The sequence below is a fragment of the Nonomuraea sp. NPDC005501 genome (assembly GCF_040605905.1).
In the GTDB taxonomy this organism is placed as follows: Bacteria; Actinomycetota; Actinomycetes; order Streptosporangiales; family Streptosporangiaceae; genus Nonomuraea.
The window spans coordinates 82,678-97,273 of the sequence record NZ_JBEXDT010000009.1; the positions used below are offsets into that span (position 1 = coordinate 82,678).

At 71.4% G+C, this 14,596-nt stretch carries 16 protein-coding genes; 8 read left to right on the forward strand and 8 right to left on the reverse strand.

Features of this window, described 5'->3' with window-relative positions; translation table 11 throughout:
- Positions 1-94: 94 nt before the first annotated feature.
- Complete coding sequence (locus ABZS51_RS07905) at positions 95-355, forward strand: hypothetical protein (RefSeq protein WP_355437578.1); 261 nt, start codon at positions 95-97, stop codon at positions 353-355.
- Between the two features lie 253 nt (positions 356-608).
- Here ABZS51_RS07905 and ABZS51_RS07910 read toward each other — a convergent pair whose 3' ends face one another.
- Positions 609-1,772 (reverse strand): hypothetical protein, encoded by a 1,164-nt coding sequence (locus tag ABZS51_RS07910; RefSeq protein WP_355437580.1) that lies wholly within the window; start codon positions 1,770-1,772, stop codon positions 609-611.
- Between the two features lie 147 nt (positions 1,773-1,919).
- Between ABZS51_RS07910 and ABZS51_RS07915 the strand changes: the two genes are divergently transcribed.
- Positions 1,920-2,441 (forward strand): gamma carbonic anhydrase family protein, encoded by a 522-nt coding sequence (locus ABZS51_RS07915; RefSeq protein ID WP_355437582.1) that lies wholly within the window; start codon positions 1,920-1,922, stop codon positions 2,439-2,441.
- Here the strand turns inward: ABZS51_RS07915 and ABZS51_RS07920 are convergent.
- On the reverse strand, positions 2,413-3,285 hold the full coding sequence (locus ABZS51_RS07920; protein WP_355437584.1) for a hypothetical protein: 873 nt from the start codon (positions 3,283-3,285) through the stop codon (positions 2,413-2,415). The two genes, ABZS51_RS07915 and ABZS51_RS07920, sit on opposite strands and share 29 nt — an antisense overlap.
- 93 nt (positions 3,286-3,378) lie before the next feature.
- Between ABZS51_RS07920 and ABZS51_RS07925 the strand changes: the two genes are divergently transcribed.
- Both ABZS51_RS07925 and ABZS51_RS07930 read left to right on the forward strand, forming a co-directional pair.
- Positions 3,379-5,145, forward strand: coding sequence for a hypothetical protein (locus ABZS51_RS07925; protein ID WP_355437586.1), 1,767 nt, complete (start codon positions 3,379-3,381; stop codon positions 5,143-5,145).
- Between the two features lie 214 nt (positions 5,146-5,359).
- A complete protein-coding gene (locus tag ABZS51_RS07930) occupies positions 5,360-5,521 on the forward strand; it encodes a hypothetical protein (protein ID WP_181019825.1) in 162 nt (53 codons plus the stop codon).
- 108 nt (positions 5,522-5,629) lie between these two features.
- On the opposite strand, the gene ABZS51_RS07935 is transcribed toward ABZS51_RS07930, so the two are convergent.
- From ABZS51_RS07935 to ABZS51_RS07960, 6 genes are all read right to left on the reverse strand, one after another.
- The gene (locus tag ABZS51_RS07935; protein WP_310708167.1) at positions 5,630-5,911 is read right to left on the reverse strand and encodes a metal-sensitive transcriptional regulator; all 282 of its coding nucleotides are present in this window, start codon (positions 5,909-5,911) and stop codon (positions 5,630-5,632) included.
- A gap of 29 nt (positions 5,912-5,940) precedes the next feature.
- Entirely contained in the window at positions 5,941-7,014 is a 1,074-nt protein-coding gene (locus ABZS51_RS07940) for a glycosyltransferase (protein ID WP_355437588.1), read from the reverse strand.
- A complete protein-coding gene (locus tag ABZS51_RS07945) occupies positions 7,011-7,808 on the reverse strand; it encodes a hypothetical protein (RefSeq protein ID WP_355437590.1) in 798 nt (265 codons plus the stop codon). Before ABZS51_RS07945 ends, ABZS51_RS07940 begins: the two co-directional genes overlap by 4 nt.
- A 148-nt stretch (positions 7,809-7,956) precedes the next feature.
- Positions 7,957-10,059 carry a (Fe-S)-binding protein gene (locus ABZS51_RS07950; protein ID WP_355437592.1) on the reverse strand — a complete coding sequence of 701 codons (2,103 nt, stop codon included), beginning with the start codon at positions 10,057-10,059 and terminating at the stop codon, positions 7,957-7,959.
- A gap of 149 nt (positions 10,060-10,208) precedes the next feature.
- Positions 10,209-10,790, reverse strand: a complete 582-nt coding sequence (locus ABZS51_RS07955) for a TetR family transcriptional regulator (RefSeq protein WP_355437594.1) — start codon at positions 10,788-10,790, stop codon at positions 10,209-10,211.
- Complete coding sequence (locus tag ABZS51_RS07960) at positions 10,787-11,596, reverse strand: sugar phosphate isomerase/epimerase (RefSeq protein WP_310708071.1); 810 nt, start codon at positions 11,594-11,596, stop codon at positions 10,787-10,789. Before ABZS51_RS07960 ends, ABZS51_RS07955 begins: the two co-directional genes overlap by 4 nt.
- Before the next feature lie 55 nt (positions 11,597-11,651).
- Here ABZS51_RS07960 and ABZS51_RS07965 point away from each other — a divergent pair, with 55 nt between their 5' ends.
- The 4 genes from ABZS51_RS07965 to radA all read left to right on the forward strand — a co-directional run bounded on the left by ABZS51_RS07965 (position 11,652) and on the right by radA (position 14,585).
- Positions 11,652-12,350, forward strand: coding sequence for a class I SAM-dependent methyltransferase (locus ABZS51_RS07965; RefSeq protein WP_355437596.1), 699 nt, complete (start codon positions 11,652-11,654; stop codon positions 12,348-12,350).
- 103 nt (positions 12,351-12,453) lie between these two features.
- Complete coding sequence (locus ABZS51_RS07970; RefSeq protein WP_310708069.1) at positions 12,454-12,828, forward strand: MerR family transcriptional regulator; 375 nt, start codon at positions 12,454-12,456, stop codon at positions 12,826-12,828.
- Positions 12,825-13,130, forward strand: a complete 306-nt coding sequence (gene trxA, locus ABZS51_RS07975) for a thioredoxin (protein WP_310708068.1) — start codon at positions 12,825-12,827, stop codon at positions 13,128-13,130. The genes ABZS51_RS07970 and trxA overlap by 4 nt, the downstream gene beginning before the upstream one ends.
- A gap of 48 nt (positions 13,131-13,178) precedes the next feature.
- Positions 13,179-14,585, forward strand: coding sequence for a DNA repair protein RadA (radA, locus tag ABZS51_RS07980; protein WP_355437599.1), 1,407 nt, complete (start codon positions 13,179-13,181; stop codon positions 14,583-14,585).
- The last annotated feature ends 11 nt before the right edge of the window (positions 14,586-14,596 follow it).

The window sequence follows — 14,596 nt, forward strand, 5'->3', positions numbered from 1 at the left end:
TCACCTGTCCTTTGCGATCATTTACTTCTCTAGAGAACACGCGCACCCTTCAAGGAGATGGAACCTCGCAGGAGGCCCCGGAGGGATGACGCGCATGTCCTTTGACCGGCACCTCGCCGACATCGCCCGGGAGTTCTCCCAGTGGACCATCTGGCGGAGCGACGCGGGCCGCTGGTGGGCGACACGCCACCAGCCACTCAGCGACGCGCAGCGCGACGCCGGATGCGCGATGACCATCGACGCGGACGACCCGGACGACCTGCGCGAGCGGATCCGGGAGCAGGAGATCAGGACCGGTGACCCGCAGGGCGCGGCCGGGGACCCGGGGCGGCGCGCCGGGCCCGCGACCTTCTGACGCGCGCCCCGGCCGCACACCGGCCGGGGGGCGCACACGAGCAGCCCGGTGCCGGGTCCAGCGTCTCGGCGGCCCCGGCACCGGGCCACCAACGGGGCCATGTGCGCGGAAGCCTCCGACCCGATCGGGGGCGGAGGCTTCCGCTCTTCATGGCCGCGACCTCAGGGCCGCGCCCGGCTTACCGGCGTCCGACTTACCGGCGTCCGACTTACCGGCGTCTGACTTACCGGCGTCTGACTTACCGGCCTCTGACTTACTGGCGCAGGTCGGACAAACGGCCCAGGTTCACGTCGGTGTCGTCGGAGACCCGGGGCGCGTCCGGCGTTCCCGGTCGCGGCTCGTCATCCTGCACGATGACGCGGACGTCGTCCTGGTCCACGGGCTCCCGCGGGGCGCCGAGCAGCGGACCGACCGCCTCCGGCTCCTGCTGGGCCGGCACGTGCTCGACCGGTGCCTGCCCGACCGGCGCGTGCTCGACCGGCGCCTCCTCGACCGGCGAGGACTCGACCGCCGTCGACTCGACCGGCGCAGACTCGACCGGCGCAGGCTCGCGCGGCTCCTCCGGCGCCGGGGCCGGCTCGCGTGCCGGGCCCGCCTGCTCCAGAACCAGCGCTCCGGCCGCGTTCTCGGTCCGCATCAGGTCCCCCAGCACCGAGCCGATCTCGCTGAGCCGGCGCACGACCTCGGAGTGCGTGTTGGTGAGGTACTCGACGCGCCGGCCCGCGTGCTCGTCCAGCGCGGCGACGCGCCGGTTGGCGTCCGCGAGCGTCGACTCGGCCTCGCCGCGGGCGGCGGCCAGGGTCCGGTCGGCCTCGGCGCTCGCCGACTCCAGCAGCCGGGCCGCCTCCTGCTCGGCGCCCGTGACCAGCCGCTCGGCCTCGGCCCGCGCGGACCGCAGGGTCTCGTCGGCCTCCGTGCGGGCGGTGGTGAGCTGCTCCTCGGCGTCGGAGCCGGCCTGCGCCAGCATGCCCTCGGCCGCCGCCGTGGCGTCGGTCACCCGCCGCTCGGCCTCGGCCTGGGCGGAGGTCAGGATCTCGTCGGCGGTCGCGCGGGCCGACGACACGAGCCGCTCGGCCTCCTCCGCGGCCTGCTCACGCAGCTGCGTGGACTCGGCCTCGGCGTCGGCCCGCTTGGCGGCGGCCTCCTCCTCGCCCAGCTTGAGGATCTGCGCGAGCCGGGGGCTGAGGTCCTCGTAGCTCTGCGGCGCCTCGACCATGCGCCGCCTGGCCTCGGCCAGCTCGACACGGCCCTGCTCGGCCTGCTCGATCGCCCTGGCCAGCCGTTCCTCGAGATCCCGTATCTGGTTGCGGGTGCGCGTCATGTAGTCGTGGACCTGACGGCGGTTGTAGCCGCGCATCACGACCTCGAAGGTGTCCTCTTGCATCAGATCGGGAATGCTCTCGTGCTGGTTTGTCATGGGGGTTACCTAAAGGTTTGCGTGAGCCGGGGGAAAACTGCGGGTTGTGAGGGTCTGGCAGCGAGACGTCAGGAAACGACTCTCCTGCCATCTGCCCACGTCCGCAAGCGGAACGCCTGACGTGGAGCGGGAATTACGATGGGCCGGGTGTACATCGCAGCGCTGGACGGCGGGGCCGTCCCCGACATTCACCCCGAGGCGTACATAGCGCCTGGTGCCGTCGTCGTCGGACGGGTGCGCGTCGGACGCGCGTCCAGCATCTGGTACGGCTCGGTCCTGCGCGGGGACGACGAGCGGATCGAGATCGCCGAGGAGTGCAACGTCCAGGACCTGTGCTGCCTGCACGCCGACGCGGGCCAGCCGACGATCCTGGAGCCGCGCGTGAGCCTGGGCCACAAGGCCATGGTCCACGGCGCCCACGTGGAGAGCGGCGCGCTCGTCGGCATCGGCGCGATCGTGCTCGGCGGCGCCCGCATCGGCGCCGGCACCCTGGTCGCGGCCGGGGCCGTGATCGGCCCGGGCAAGCGCATCCCGGCCGGCGTGCTCGTCGCGGGAGTGCCGGGCCGCGTGGTCCGCGAGCTCACCGACGACGACCGTGCCTCCTTCGCCCGCACGCCCGACAACTACATGGCCAAGGCGATCAGGCACCGGCAGGCGTCAACGTCTTGATCAGCGCCGCGTCCGACACCGACGCGGTGTTGAGCGGGTCGGCGTACTCCGGCAGCTCGGGGCGCAGGAAGTGGACGAAGTCGACGGTCAGCTTCAGGTCGGGCAGGCCCTCGATCTGTTTGGCGTTGCCCTTCGCCACGTCCTTCTTGAGCGCCGCGTAGCTGTCCCAGTCGGTGTACGCGGTGAGGCCCCACTGGAGCACCTCGGGGAGCTCCGACGGCCAGCGCCGGGCGACCTTCCAGGCACCGCCCTCCTCCCGGTACAACGCCGCGGCGAGCCGGCCGGCCCTGGCCAGGACGAGATCGACCCAGCCCGCCTTGACGGGGACCTCCAGCGGCTTGGATCCGCCGTTCAGCGTGTACTTCGCCTCGACCTGGCCGCTCTTCTCGGCGGTGCCCGTGGTCACCGACACCCAGGTCGGCTTGTCGTACGTGCCGGGCACCCGGGCCATCAGCCCGCCGAGCGAGAACTTCCGCTTCGGCTTGGCGCCCTTCTTGCCCTCGACCTTGACCCGGGCGTGCATGACGATGTCGCCGGCCAGCTCCTGGTAGACGAACGGGCCGCGGAAGCCGTCGAACCACGTCGAGGTCTTGGGCTCCAGGTAAAGCGATCCCTTGGCCGTGGTGTTCACGTCGAGCTTGGCGATGCGGTCGACGTCCTTCTCGGTGTCGCTCAGCTTGGCCCAGGCGGCCAGGTCGGCGGCCGCGGCGAACTCGGTGGACGCACCGCCCACCTCGCCTCCGGGCTCGGGCGGGGCGGCCCTGGCCACGTCGAGCACGCCGGGGCCGGTCGGGGAGGGCTGCGCCGCGGTGATCGACCCGCATCCCGCGAGTCCCATCGTCACCAGCGCTATCACAGTCCTCTTCAACCTCATAGGGGGACATTCTGCCGTGTATGGGCGGTCGATGATCCCCGGACGGCAAGTACGATGGCCGCCGTGCGCCCCTGGGATGCGTTCGCCGCCACGGAAGCGGACGTCCGCGCGATGGTCGCGGACCCCCGCTGGCAGGACCTTCCCGTACCCGTGCGCGCGGAGGCGATCGCCTCGCGGACGCTGGTGACGCCCGACGGCGACCGGTGGCTGTTCGGGGCGCACGCGCGCTGGCACCTGCACGACCCGGCCGACGGCCGCTGGCACCCGGCTCCGCCGCCGCGGGGAGCACGGGTGCGGCCGGCCGGGCACGCCGCCGCGGTGCTGCCCGCCCGGGTGATCCCCCGCGGGCCGGACTTCGCCGCCGAGCCGGGCTCCACGCAGGCCTTCGTCGGACCGGACGTGCCCGACCATCTCACGGAGCAGGTCCGGGTGCTCGTACGGGCGGCCGGGCGCCGGTCGGAGAAGGACTTCCCGCTGACGGCGTTCGACGAGATCCTCGCCGGTGACGTGCCGAGCACGGTCGCGGCCGTCTGGGGCACGGTGATGTGGTGCGCGTACGCGCCGGCCTTCGACGGCAACGAGCGGCTGCTGACCATCTTCGGCGAGTACCTGCGCCGGCCCCTGCCCGGCGACGAGTGGGTGCGCTGGCTGCCGGCGCCGCCGCTGCTGCACCTGGTCCGGCTCGTGGCCGAGCGGCTGCGGGCGGGCCGCTCGCGCGAGGCGCTCCGGCTGACGGCGATCATGGCCGACACGGCGCAGATCCTGCTGTCCGACACGCGCTTCCGGCCGCGCGCTCTCGCACTGCTCACGATGGTGGAGCCGGCGCTGTCACGGCCCGGCCTCGACGACCGCGCCGCGCTGCGCTCCGACGAGTCGGTACGGCTGGCGTGGCTCGACCGCTGCCCGGCCCGGCTGGCGCGGGCGATCCTGCCGGAGACGGACCCGGAGGCGCACTTCGCGCACACGGTGTACGACCTGATGGAGGCGCTGTCCTTCACCCGCGACCCGGCCCGCGCGGCCGCCACGCTGCTGGCCGACCTGTCCGACTCCCGGGGCCTGCTGCCGGGGCGGCTGGACCATCGGCTGCGACACGCGTACGAGGAGCTGGCCGGCGCGGGGCTCACGGGCACGTCGGCGGCGGAGACGACGCATCCGGACGGCTTCGCGGTCCTGGGCCCCTCCCAGCCGCTCCCGGGCCCTCCCGGCGCCCTGGGCACCCCCACGGGCGCCTGGGCCCCGCCGCACCCGCCGGACACCACGGGAGCATGGTCCCCGGGCGGCCCCGGCGGGAGGCGGGACGGACCGGACGAAGCCGGGGACCCCACCGGCGCCTGGACCCCCGCCGACGAAACCGGCGCGTGGACGCCGGGCGGGCCGGCGAGCACCGGCTCGGGCCGCTTCAGCCGGTCCGGCCGCCTCAGCCGTACCGGCGGCGAGGACGCGCCCGAGCCCGGCGCGCAAAACCCGCACAAATCAGGCGCGCAGGACCCGCACAGAACCGGTGGGCAGGACGCGCGCAGGACCGGTGACACGGGAGCGGGCGATCGGAGCGGCCCCATGACGAACGGCGGAGAGGGGACGCGCTCCGGGCGGCTGGCGGCGGCGGTGGCGAGGCGGGTGCTGTCACGGATGCCGCGCCAGCGCGTCACGTCGGGCTTCGAGATCGAGCCGCCCGATCGGGCCACCGCGGCGGGCGTGCTGGGGGCGGCCTACGCGGCGGGGCTGGCATGGCAGGCCGTGTCGGGGGCAAGAGTGCCGGAGCGCGGGTTCGCCGGACAGGCCGCGCTGGTGCGCAGGATCGTCCACGAACGCGATGATCTTCCTTCCTAAACCCACTAATACCGATATTTCTCTCTTACCTCGCCTATATCGTTCTAAGACGCCAAGCACCAGCCATTCGCTGAATTGTGATCTCTGATTGGGGAAATGACCCTCGTGGGGCCCCGGCGGCGCGCAAAGGAATGACTCCGATGGGCCATGTCGCCCGAAGGGCCCCGGCCGTAACCTCGTAGAGGGTGTGGGCTGCGGAAGGAAGGACGACGCGGTGGGGCACGACGACCTGGACTCTCGGGTCCACGACCGTGTCGCGTTGGACGAGATTGCGCTCTACGCCGAGGTACTCACCGCTGTTGCCATCAGCGAGCGGCGGCTGACCTTGGATGAGCTCGACGACGCGCTCGGATTGCGGACTTCAGCGAGTCATTGACGAACGATCACCATGACATGGTCCCGGACTCCTGAGGGGTCCGGGACGGTGATGCGGAGGGTGGCTCACCTCCCACGACATGACTAGTCAGTCGCGCCGGCCACCCTCCTACGAACGGACGAGTCGCGCGATCGCCGCCGACGCCTCCTTGACCTTCGCCTCGGCCTCGGGACCGCCGCTGTTGATGGCGTCGGCCACACAGTGAGCGAGGTGGTCCTCCAGCAGACCCAGCGCCACCGCCTGGAGCGCCCGGGTCGCCGCCGAGACCTGCGTGAGCACGTCGATGCAGTACGCGTCGTCGTCGACCATCCGCTGCAGGCCCCTGATCTGTCCCTCGATGCGCCTGAGCCGCGTCAGATATGCCTGCTTGTCACCGGTGTAGCCGTGCATGGTCACCACGATATCCGTATCCCTGTCGGTCATCTGAGGTCCGCGATCAACTTCTCCCACTGCACGGCCACCTCGGCGGCCGAGTGGCGCAGGGCGGTGTCGAGCGCCCCGGCGGCCAGCGACCGGCGCCTGCGTTCCTCGTCGATGAGGGCGAGCAGCGCCGCCGCGAACATCTCCAGCCCGGCGTCGCCGTCGTCCGCCGGCACCAGCACCCCGTTGTAACCGGTCGCCACGAACTCCATCGGCCCCCGGGAGCCCTCGAAGGCCACCACGGGCACCCCGCAGCCCATGGCCTCCAGCACGGTCATCCCGAGGTCGCCGTTGCGGGAGGTGTTGGCCACGATCGACGCCTTGGCGAACTCCCCCGCGAGGTCGGGGGTGACGCCCATGAAGTAGACGTGGTTGTGCAGATCGAGGTCGCGCACCAGCGCGCGCAGCCGCCGCTCCTCGGGGCCGCCGCCGTACAGCCGCAGCCGCCAGTCGGGCCGCTTGTCCGCCACGGTGGCGAACGCCCTGATCAGCCGGTCGTACCCCTTGACCGGGACCCACCGCCCGCCGGCGGCGACGATGCGGTTGTCCATGCGCGAGCGCGGCCACGGGCCGGCCGGCAGCGCGTCGGGCACGGTGTGGACGGCGGGAGACCCTTCGAGCAGCCGGGTCCACTCCTCACCGGCCGTGTCGGTGGCGGTGGCGACCGCGTGCAGCCGGGGGTAGAACCGCTTGACCGGTCCGGGAACGGCCGGCCGGCCCCACTCGCGGGCGATCTTGAGCAGGTCGCGCGGGGCGTGCCGGGCGGCCTGGACGCCGAGCGCCGGCCGCGTCGTGATCAGCACGTCGGACTTGAGGCTGCGCAGCAGCCGCCAGAGCGCGACCTCCGCGCGCACCTGCCCGCGCGGCAGGAGACGCCTGCTGCCCGGCCTGGCGTCGATCACCGAGCGCATGACCACGTCCTGCCCGACGGGGAAGAACGGCCGGTCCTTGTGCCGCCTGACGCTGATCACCTCGACGTCGTGGCGTTCGGACAGCGCGGTGGCGAGGTTGAGGGTGGAGCGCACGTCGCCGCGCATGCCGTACGCGGAGGAGACCAGCAGGGTGATCCTCACCCGCCCACCTCGATCCGCAGCTCGTCGTCGGCGGTGTAGCAGGGGCGGATGGGGACCCCGTCGATCCGGGCCGACGGGTAGTGCAGGCGGCGGCGTTTGCCGTCGACGTCGTCGAGCCGCGAGCCGAGCTTCAGCGGCGTGGCCACGCCCTCCACCTCCAGCGAGGGCTCCCAGGTGCCGGCCCCGTCGGGATCGGCCGCGAGCACGTCCACCAGGGAGAACGCGGCGTGGAAGCGCACGCCCTGCACGGTCGCCGAGGTGCGCCGCATCTGATCGCCGGACTGCCTGCGCTGAAGGGCGAGCCTGGCCTCGTGGCGGGCGTCGTCGTCCTCCAGCCCGGTGAAGGCCAGCAGGCCCATGACCTCGAAGCGGCCCTCCCTGAACCAGATCGAGCGCACCTCCGCGATCGGCTCGGCGTCGGCGATCTTCAGCGCGAGGTAACCGTTGCGCGTCCGGTAGGAGCGGTAGGCGAGGGTCCGTTTGCACAGCGCGTACGTGTCGAGGTGGTCCAGAGAGAAGCCCGGATCGACGCTGCGCAGCCGCACGCGCTTGCCGTCGCGCCGCAGGTAGGCGTCCCAGCGCCCGGCCGTCAGCATGAGCGGGGCCAGCGAGACCGCCAGGGTGGCCTCCCCGGCGCGCGCCCCCGGCGTGCCGAGCAGGACCTCACGTTCGACCCCCGTCGTCCGGTGCCTGAGGACGAGCTCCGTCCCGTCGCTCAGGGACTCCTCCATGGCCAGGCGGAGGGAGAGCACATCGGCGAGCGTGACTTCCGCGTCTGTGACCACGACGCGCATCGCGAGCCCCCTCCCCGTCGAATGAAGCCATGCGACGTTGAGGTTACCGTGATTTTCCCGTTATGTGGATGGCGGATTTCTTCCGGGGGTGTCCCCTGACATGCGGAACTCCTCCACATTACCTGTGGAGGAGTCCGACTTTCCGGTGTCAGGTAGGGGTTTTCACGGATTTGATCAGGAGCTGGGCGACGTCCACGACTTCCAGCGACTCCTTGGCCTCTCCGTTGTTCTTCTTCTCGTTGATCGCGTCACCGAGCATCACCATGCAGAACGGGCACGCGGTGGAGACGGTGTCGGGATTCGTGGTCAGCGCCTCGTCCACGCGCTCGGTGTTGATGCGCTTGCCGATGCGCTCCTCCATCCACATGCGCGCACCGCCGGCGCCGCAGCAGAAGCCGCGGTCCTTGTGGCGGTGCATCTCCTGGGTCTGCACACCGGGCACCTTGGACATGATGTCGCGGGGCTGGGAGTAGACCTTGTTGTGGCGGCCGAGGAAGCACGGGTCGTGGTAGGTGATCTTCTCCTCGATCGGGGTGATCGGGGTCAGCTTGCCCTCGTCCACGAGCTTGGCCAGCAGCTGCGTGTGGTGCACGACCTCGTACGTGCCGCCGAGCTGCGGGTACTCGTTGGCCAGGGTGTTGAAGCAGTGCGGGCAGGTGGCGACGATCTTCTTGACGCCGGCCTCGTTGAGCGTCTCGATGTTCTGCTGGGCCAGCATGTTGAACAGGTACTCCATGCCGAGGCGCCGGGCCGGGTCGCCGCTGCACGCCTCCATGGGGCCGAGCACGGCGAACTTGACGCCCGCGATGTGCAGCAGCTCCGCGACCGCCTTGGTGGTCTTCTTGGCCCGGTCCTCCAGGGCTCCGGCGCAGCCCACCCAGAACAGGTACTCGGCGTCCTCGGGCATCTTCTCGTCGACGACCTCGACCTCGAAGTCCAGCTCCCCGATCCAGTCGGCCCGCTTCATCTCGGACATGCCCCAGGGGTTGCCCTTGTTCTCCAGGTTCTTCACCATCACGCCCGCCTCGGACGGGAACGACGACTCCACCATCACCTGGTAGCGGCGCATGTCGAGAATGTGGTCGATGTGCTCGATGTCCACCGGGCACTGCTCGACGCAGGCGCCGCAGTTGGTGCACGACCACAGCACGTCGGGGTGGATGACGCCGTCCTCGCCGACCAGCGGCTTCTCCAGCAGCGCGAGCACGTCGGTGTCGGCGTGCTCGGTGGAGGCCCCGGCCAGCAGGTACGGAGCCACCTTGAAGGCGTGGTCACGCTGGTCCAGGATGAGCATCTTCGGCGACAGCGGCTTGTCGGTGTTCCACGCCGGGCACTGCGACTGGCAGCGCCCGCACTCGGTGCAGGAGTAGAAGTCGAGGAAGCCCTTCCAGGTGGTGTCGCCGATCTTGCCGCGGCCCAGCCGTTCGGGGTCGAGGTCCTCGTCCTCGAAGTCCACCGGCTTGCCGTCCACGCGCAGCTCCGGCGCGCCGCCCAGGCCGTCGGGGCGGCGGGAGAACAGGACGTTGAGCGGCGCGGTGAAGATGTGCAGGTGCTTGGAGTTGACCACGATCACCAGGAACACCAGCATGAAGCCGATGTGCAGGAGCAGCGCGATCTCCTCCAGCAGCGCGCTGTCCGGCAGCACGTTCCCCAGGCCCAGCGAGACGAACGCGCCCGAGGAGTAGGGGAAGTTGCCGTTGGCCGCCGACGCGCCGCGGGCCAGGAACAGCGTCCAGATGATGTTGAAGATCATGAACAGGACGAGCCACGCCCCGCTCAGGTGCGAGCCGGAGAAGCGCGAGCCGCGCCCCAGTGCCTTGGGCGAGTTCTTGATCCGGATGACGGCGAACGCCACCAGGCCCAGGAGGCACGCCACCGCGATGAAGTCCTGCAGGAACCCGAGCACCGCCCACTGGCCGATGAGCGGGATGTGGAAGTCGGGGCGGCCGGTGATCGCGCCCTGCACGATCGCGCCGTACGCCTCGATGTAGACGGTCAGCAGGATGAAGAACGCCCACATCACGAAGAAGTGCGCGACGCCGGACGGCGTCCACTTCAGCAGCTTCTTCTGGCCGAACACCTCGACGAGCTGCGCCTTGACCTCCTCGCCCGCGTGCGCCTTGGCGTACTCGACGCGTTCGGGGGCGGGCGGACCCACGGTGGCGAGCTTGTAGAGGAACAGCGCCCGACGGCCCGCCACGGCCACCGCCAGGACGGTCATGACGAGTCCGATGATGGCTACCCAGAGCACGGGTCCTCCCACAGACGACGTTGGCTGCCAGCGTACGAGCGCCGGTCGAGCACGCGACGACCAGGCTGTCCCCAGAATCCTACCCATCGGTAACATTTCTGGGGTAACGCGACCCACCCTACGGCCACGGGCCGTTACAGAACAATGCTCTACGCTGTGAAGTAACGCTGGATCGTCGGCGCCAGCAGCTCCACCAGCTCCTCCGGGTCGGCCCCGGCCATCGGCTCCAGCTTGAGCACGTACCGGGCCATCAGCACGCCGAACATCTGCGCGAACGCCGCCTCGATCCGCAGGTGCGGAACCCCCAGCGTGTCGGCCACCTTGAACAGCAGCGCGTTCGTGACGAACTCCCGGAACATCGTCACGGCGTGCTCGTGCGTCATCGCCGAGCGGATGATGGCGATCAGCGGCTCCCGGGTCTCCGGCGTGGCGGTCACCGTGAGAATCAACCGGACCAGCCGCTCCCCGATCTCCTCGCGAGGGCCTTCGAGCAGCGACGGCAGCACCTGCTCGGGTGTCAGGGGCAGCCGCATCGCCGCCGCGAACATGCCCTCCTTGGTGTCGAAGTAGTGGTGCACGAGCGCGGGATCGACCTCCGCCTCGCGGGCGATGCCGCGCACGGTCGCCTTGTCGAACCCCTTCTCGGCGAACACCCGCCGGGCCGCCGCCAGGATCTCGCCCCGGGTGTCGGCCGAGCCCGGTCTGCGACCGGGGCCCCTCCTGACCGTCATGCCGAGGCCGCGAGATGGAGGCGGGCGAACGCCAGTGCCTCGGCGAGGTCGTCGATCCGCTCCGTGCGGCTGGACGCCTTGCGCGTGTTGATCTCCAGCACCACCAGCCCGGTGTAGCCGTTGCCGGCCAGCCGCTCCAGGATCGGCGCGCACGGCTGGCTGCCGCGCCCCGGCACCAGGTGCTCGTCCTTGTTCGTCACGCCCAGGCCGTCGGCCAGGTGCAGGTGCGCCAGGCGGTCGCCGAGCTTGGTGGCCATCTCCATCGCGTCGGAGCCCGACACGGCCGTGTGCGACAGGTCCAGCGTGACGTGCGGGAAGTCGTAGTCGATCGGGTTCCAGTCCGGGGAGTACGGGACGACGTCGTTGTTCCTGGCGCGCAGCGGGAACATGTTCTCCACCGCGAAGACCACGTCGGTCTCGTCGCGCATGCGGGCGAGCCCGGTCTCGAAGTCGCGGGCGTACTCGCGCTGCCAGCGGAACGGCGGATGCACCACGACCGCCGACGCGCCGAGCCGCTCGGCCGCCTGCCGGGCCCTGACCAGCTTGGCCCACGGGTCGCGCCCCCACACGCGCTGCGTGACCAGCAGGCACGGGGCGTGGATGGCCAGCACGGGCACGTGATAGTGGTCCGACAGCCGCTCGATCACGTCGATGTCCTGGCTCACGGGATCGGCGCCGACCATGATCTCGACACCGTCGTAGCCCAGGCGCGCGGCGAGCTCGAACGCGTCAGGAGTGCGTTCCGGATATACCGAGGCGGTGGACAATGCGATCTTCGCATTGGGCACGCGGATGACATCAGCCACGTTGCCAGCCTAAGCCGGTGACGGGATTCTGGCGCGCGCCCCCTACGGTTGGGTCATGCCCCGGATCGCAAAAGGAGCCATTCCCAGCCCCAACATCTGGAACACCCCGCAGCTGTACGAGCTGGAGAACCGCGCCGTGGACCCCGACGGCGCGGCCGAGACGGCCATGCGGGCGATCCGGCCGTGGGACGGCGCGACCGTGCTCGACATCGGCTGCGGCACCGGCTACCACCTGCCCGGCCTGTCGGCCGCGGCGGCCCGGGTGATCGGGGTCGAGCCGCACGGCGACCTGGTGACGCTGGCCCGCCGCCGCTGCGCCGGGCTGCCCGGCGTGGAGGTGCACGCCGCCACCGCGCAGGACCTGCCGCTGCCGGACATGTCGGTGGACGTGGCCATCGCGCGGTGGGCGTACTTCTTCGGCCCGGGCTGCGAGCCGGGGCTGCGCGAGCTCTCCCGGGTGGTGCGGCGCGGCGGCGCGGCCTTCGTCATCGACCTCGACGCGGGCCGCGGGGCGTTCGGCCGCTGGTTCTCGCGCACGGTTCCGGCGTACTCGGCGCGGGAGGTGGAGGCGTTCTGGACGCGGCACGGCTGGCAGCGGCAGGAGCTCGACCTGCGCATGGTGTTCGAGCGGCGGGCGGACCTGGAGGCGGTGCTGCGCATCGAGTTCGCCCCGGCCGTGGCCGAGCAGGCGATCGCGGAGACGCCCGGCGTGGAGCTGGCCTACCCCAACGTGCTGCGCTGGCGCCTGTTCTGACCCCTGACCTAGACCCCTGACCTGGATCCTCGACCCCTCGACCTCGACCCCTTGACCTCGACCCCTTGACCTTGACACCGGCGTCAACGTTTACCGTGTCATCATGCGCATCGGAGAGCTGGCCGGACGTACCGGTGCGAGCACCCGCTCGCTCCGCTACTACGAGCAGAACGGGCTGATCACCTCCCGGCGGAGCGTCAACGGCTACCGCGAGTACGCCGAGGACGACGTCCGCCTGGTGTCGGAGATCCGCACGCTGCTGTCGGTCGGCTTCACGCTGGAGGACACCCGGCCGTTCGTCGACTGTCTGCGCGCCGGCCACGCCACGGGCGGCTCCTGCCAGGAGTCCGCCGAGGTCTACCGCCGCAAGCTGGCCCAGATCGACGACGACATCCGCACCCTGCTCGCCCGCCGCGCCGAGGTCGCGGCCCAGCTCGGCGAATCCTGCTCCGGCTGCATCACCCGAGGAGAGAAATGATCACCCTGACCACCGAGAACTTCGACGAGCAGGTACTGAGCAGCGACAAGCCCGTCCTGGTCGACTTCTGGGCCGAGTGGTGCGGGCCGTGCCGCATGGTCGCGCCGGTGCTGGAGCAGATCGAGGCCGAGTACGGCCTGACCATCGGCAAGCTCAACACCGACGAGAACCCCGACATCATGAACCGGTACGGCGTGCTCAGCCTGCCCACGCTGCTGCTGTTCGAGAACGGCGAGCCGGTGCGGCAGGTCATCGGCGCCCGCCCCAAGCGCATGCTGGTCAACGACCTCGGCCTGGCGTGACGGTCCGCCTGCCCGCGAATGTCGGTGGGGGCCGCTAGCCTGCTCCGCATGGCCAAGACTGCCCCCAAGCCCGGATACCGCTGCGCCGAATGCGGCTGGCGCACCACCAAGTGGGTGGGCCGGTGCGGCGAGTGCCAGGCGTGGGGCACGGTCGACGAGGAGGGCGCCCGCGCCGGCGTCCACGTCGTCCAGGCCGGCGCCACCACCGCCCCCGCGATGCCGATCGGCCACGTCAAGGCCGAGGTGGCGGCCGCCCGCACCACCGGGGTGAGCGAGCTCGACCGGGTGCTCGGCGGCGGCCTGGTGCCCGGCGCGGTGATCCTGCTGGCCGGCGAGCCGGGCATCGGCAAGTCCACGCTGCTGCTGGAGGCCGCCGCCCGGATGGCCGAGCGCGACACCGTCCTCTACGTCACCGGCGAGGAGTCGGCCGCGCAGGTCCGCCTGCGCGGCGACCGCATCGGCGCCATCCGCGACCAGCTCTACCTCGCCGCCGAGACCGAGCTGTCGGCCCTGGTGGCCCACGTCGAGAAGGTCCAGCCCCGGCTGCTCGTGGTCGACTCGGTGCAGACCGTCGGCTCCGCCCAGACCACGGGCGTGCCCGGCGGGGTCACCCAGGTCCGCGAGGTCGCCGCCAACCTCGTGCGCCTGGCCAAGGAGCGCAACATGGCGACCGTCCTCGTGGGCCACGTCACCAAGGAGGGCTCCATCGCCGGCCCCCGCACCCTGGAGCACCTGGTCGACGTCGTCCTCAACTTCGAGGGCGACCGCCACTCCAGACTGCGCATGGTCCGCGCGATCAAGAACCGGTTCGGCCCGACCGACGAGGTCGGCTGCTTCGACCTGCACGAGCGCGGCATCGAGGGCATCACCGACCCCAGCGGGCTGTTCGTCTCCCGGCGCAGCAGGCCGGTGCCGGGCACCTGCGTGACCGTGACCGTCGAGGGCACCCGCCCGCTGCCGGCCGAGGTGCAGGCCCTGGTCGCCCGCACCGAGGCGCAGCAGCCCCGGCGCACCTCCTCCGGCCTCGACACCTACCGCGTGCAGATGGTCCTCGCCGTGCTGGAGCGCCGCCTCAACGCCAAGCTCGGCGGCTGCGACGTGTTCACCGCCACCGTGGGCGGCATCAAGCTGGCCGACCCGGCCGTCGATCTGTCCGTGATGCTCGCCGTGGCCAGCGCCGCCGGCGACAAGCCGCTCCCGGCGGGGCTCGTCGCCATGGGCGAGGTGGGTCTCGCGGGCGAGCTGCGGCCGGTCAAGGACGTGCGGCGGCGGCTCAGCGAGGCTGCCAGGCTGGGCTTCCGCCGGGGCCTGGTGCCCGCGGGCTCCCTCGAAGAAGGCGGCCGGAAGCGCGACGGGCAGCGCTCTCTCGTGCCCGTCGGGCCGGTCACGTTCGCCCCGGGATTCGAGGTGGTGGAGGCGGAGAACGTCTGGGACGCTCTCACACACGTCACATAGCGCCGCTAAGC

Bases quoted from the DNA above. Each gene is read 5' to 3' on its own strand.
- ABZS51_RS07905 (WP_355437578.1), top strand. From the start codon at position 95: ATGTCCTTTGACCGGCACCTCGCCGACATCGCCCGGGAGTTCTCCCAG.
- ABZS51_RS07910 (WP_355437580.1), bottom strand. From the start codon at position 1,772: ATGACAAACCAGCACGAGAGCATTCCCGATCTGATGCAAGAGGACACC.
- ABZS51_RS07935 (WP_310708167.1), bottom strand. From the start codon at position 5,911: ATGCACGGCTACACCGGTGACAAGCAGGCATATCTGACGCGGCTCAGG.
- ABZS51_RS07945 (WP_355437590.1), bottom strand. From the start codon at position 7,808: ATGCGCGTCGTGGTCACAGACGCGGAAGTCACGCTCGCCGATGTGCTC.
- ABZS51_RS07955 (WP_355437594.1), bottom strand. From the start codon at position 10,790: ATGACGGTCAGGAGGGGCCCCGGTCGCAGACCGGGCTCGGCCGACACC.
- ABZS51_RS07965 (WP_355437596.1), top strand. From the start codon at position 11,652: ATGCCCCGGATCGCAAAAGGAGCCATTCCCAGCCCCAACATCTGGAAC.
- ABZS51_RS07970 (WP_310708069.1), top strand. From the start codon at position 12,454: ATGCGCATCGGAGAGCTGGCCGGACGTACCGGTGCGAGCACCCGCTCG.
- trxA (WP_310708068.1), top strand. From the start codon at position 12,825: ATGATCACCCTGACCACCGAGAACTTCGACGAGCAGGTACTGAGCAGC.
- radA (WP_355437599.1), top strand. From the start codon at position 13,179: ATGGCCAAGACTGCCCCCAAGCCCGGATACCGCTGCGCCGAATGCGGC.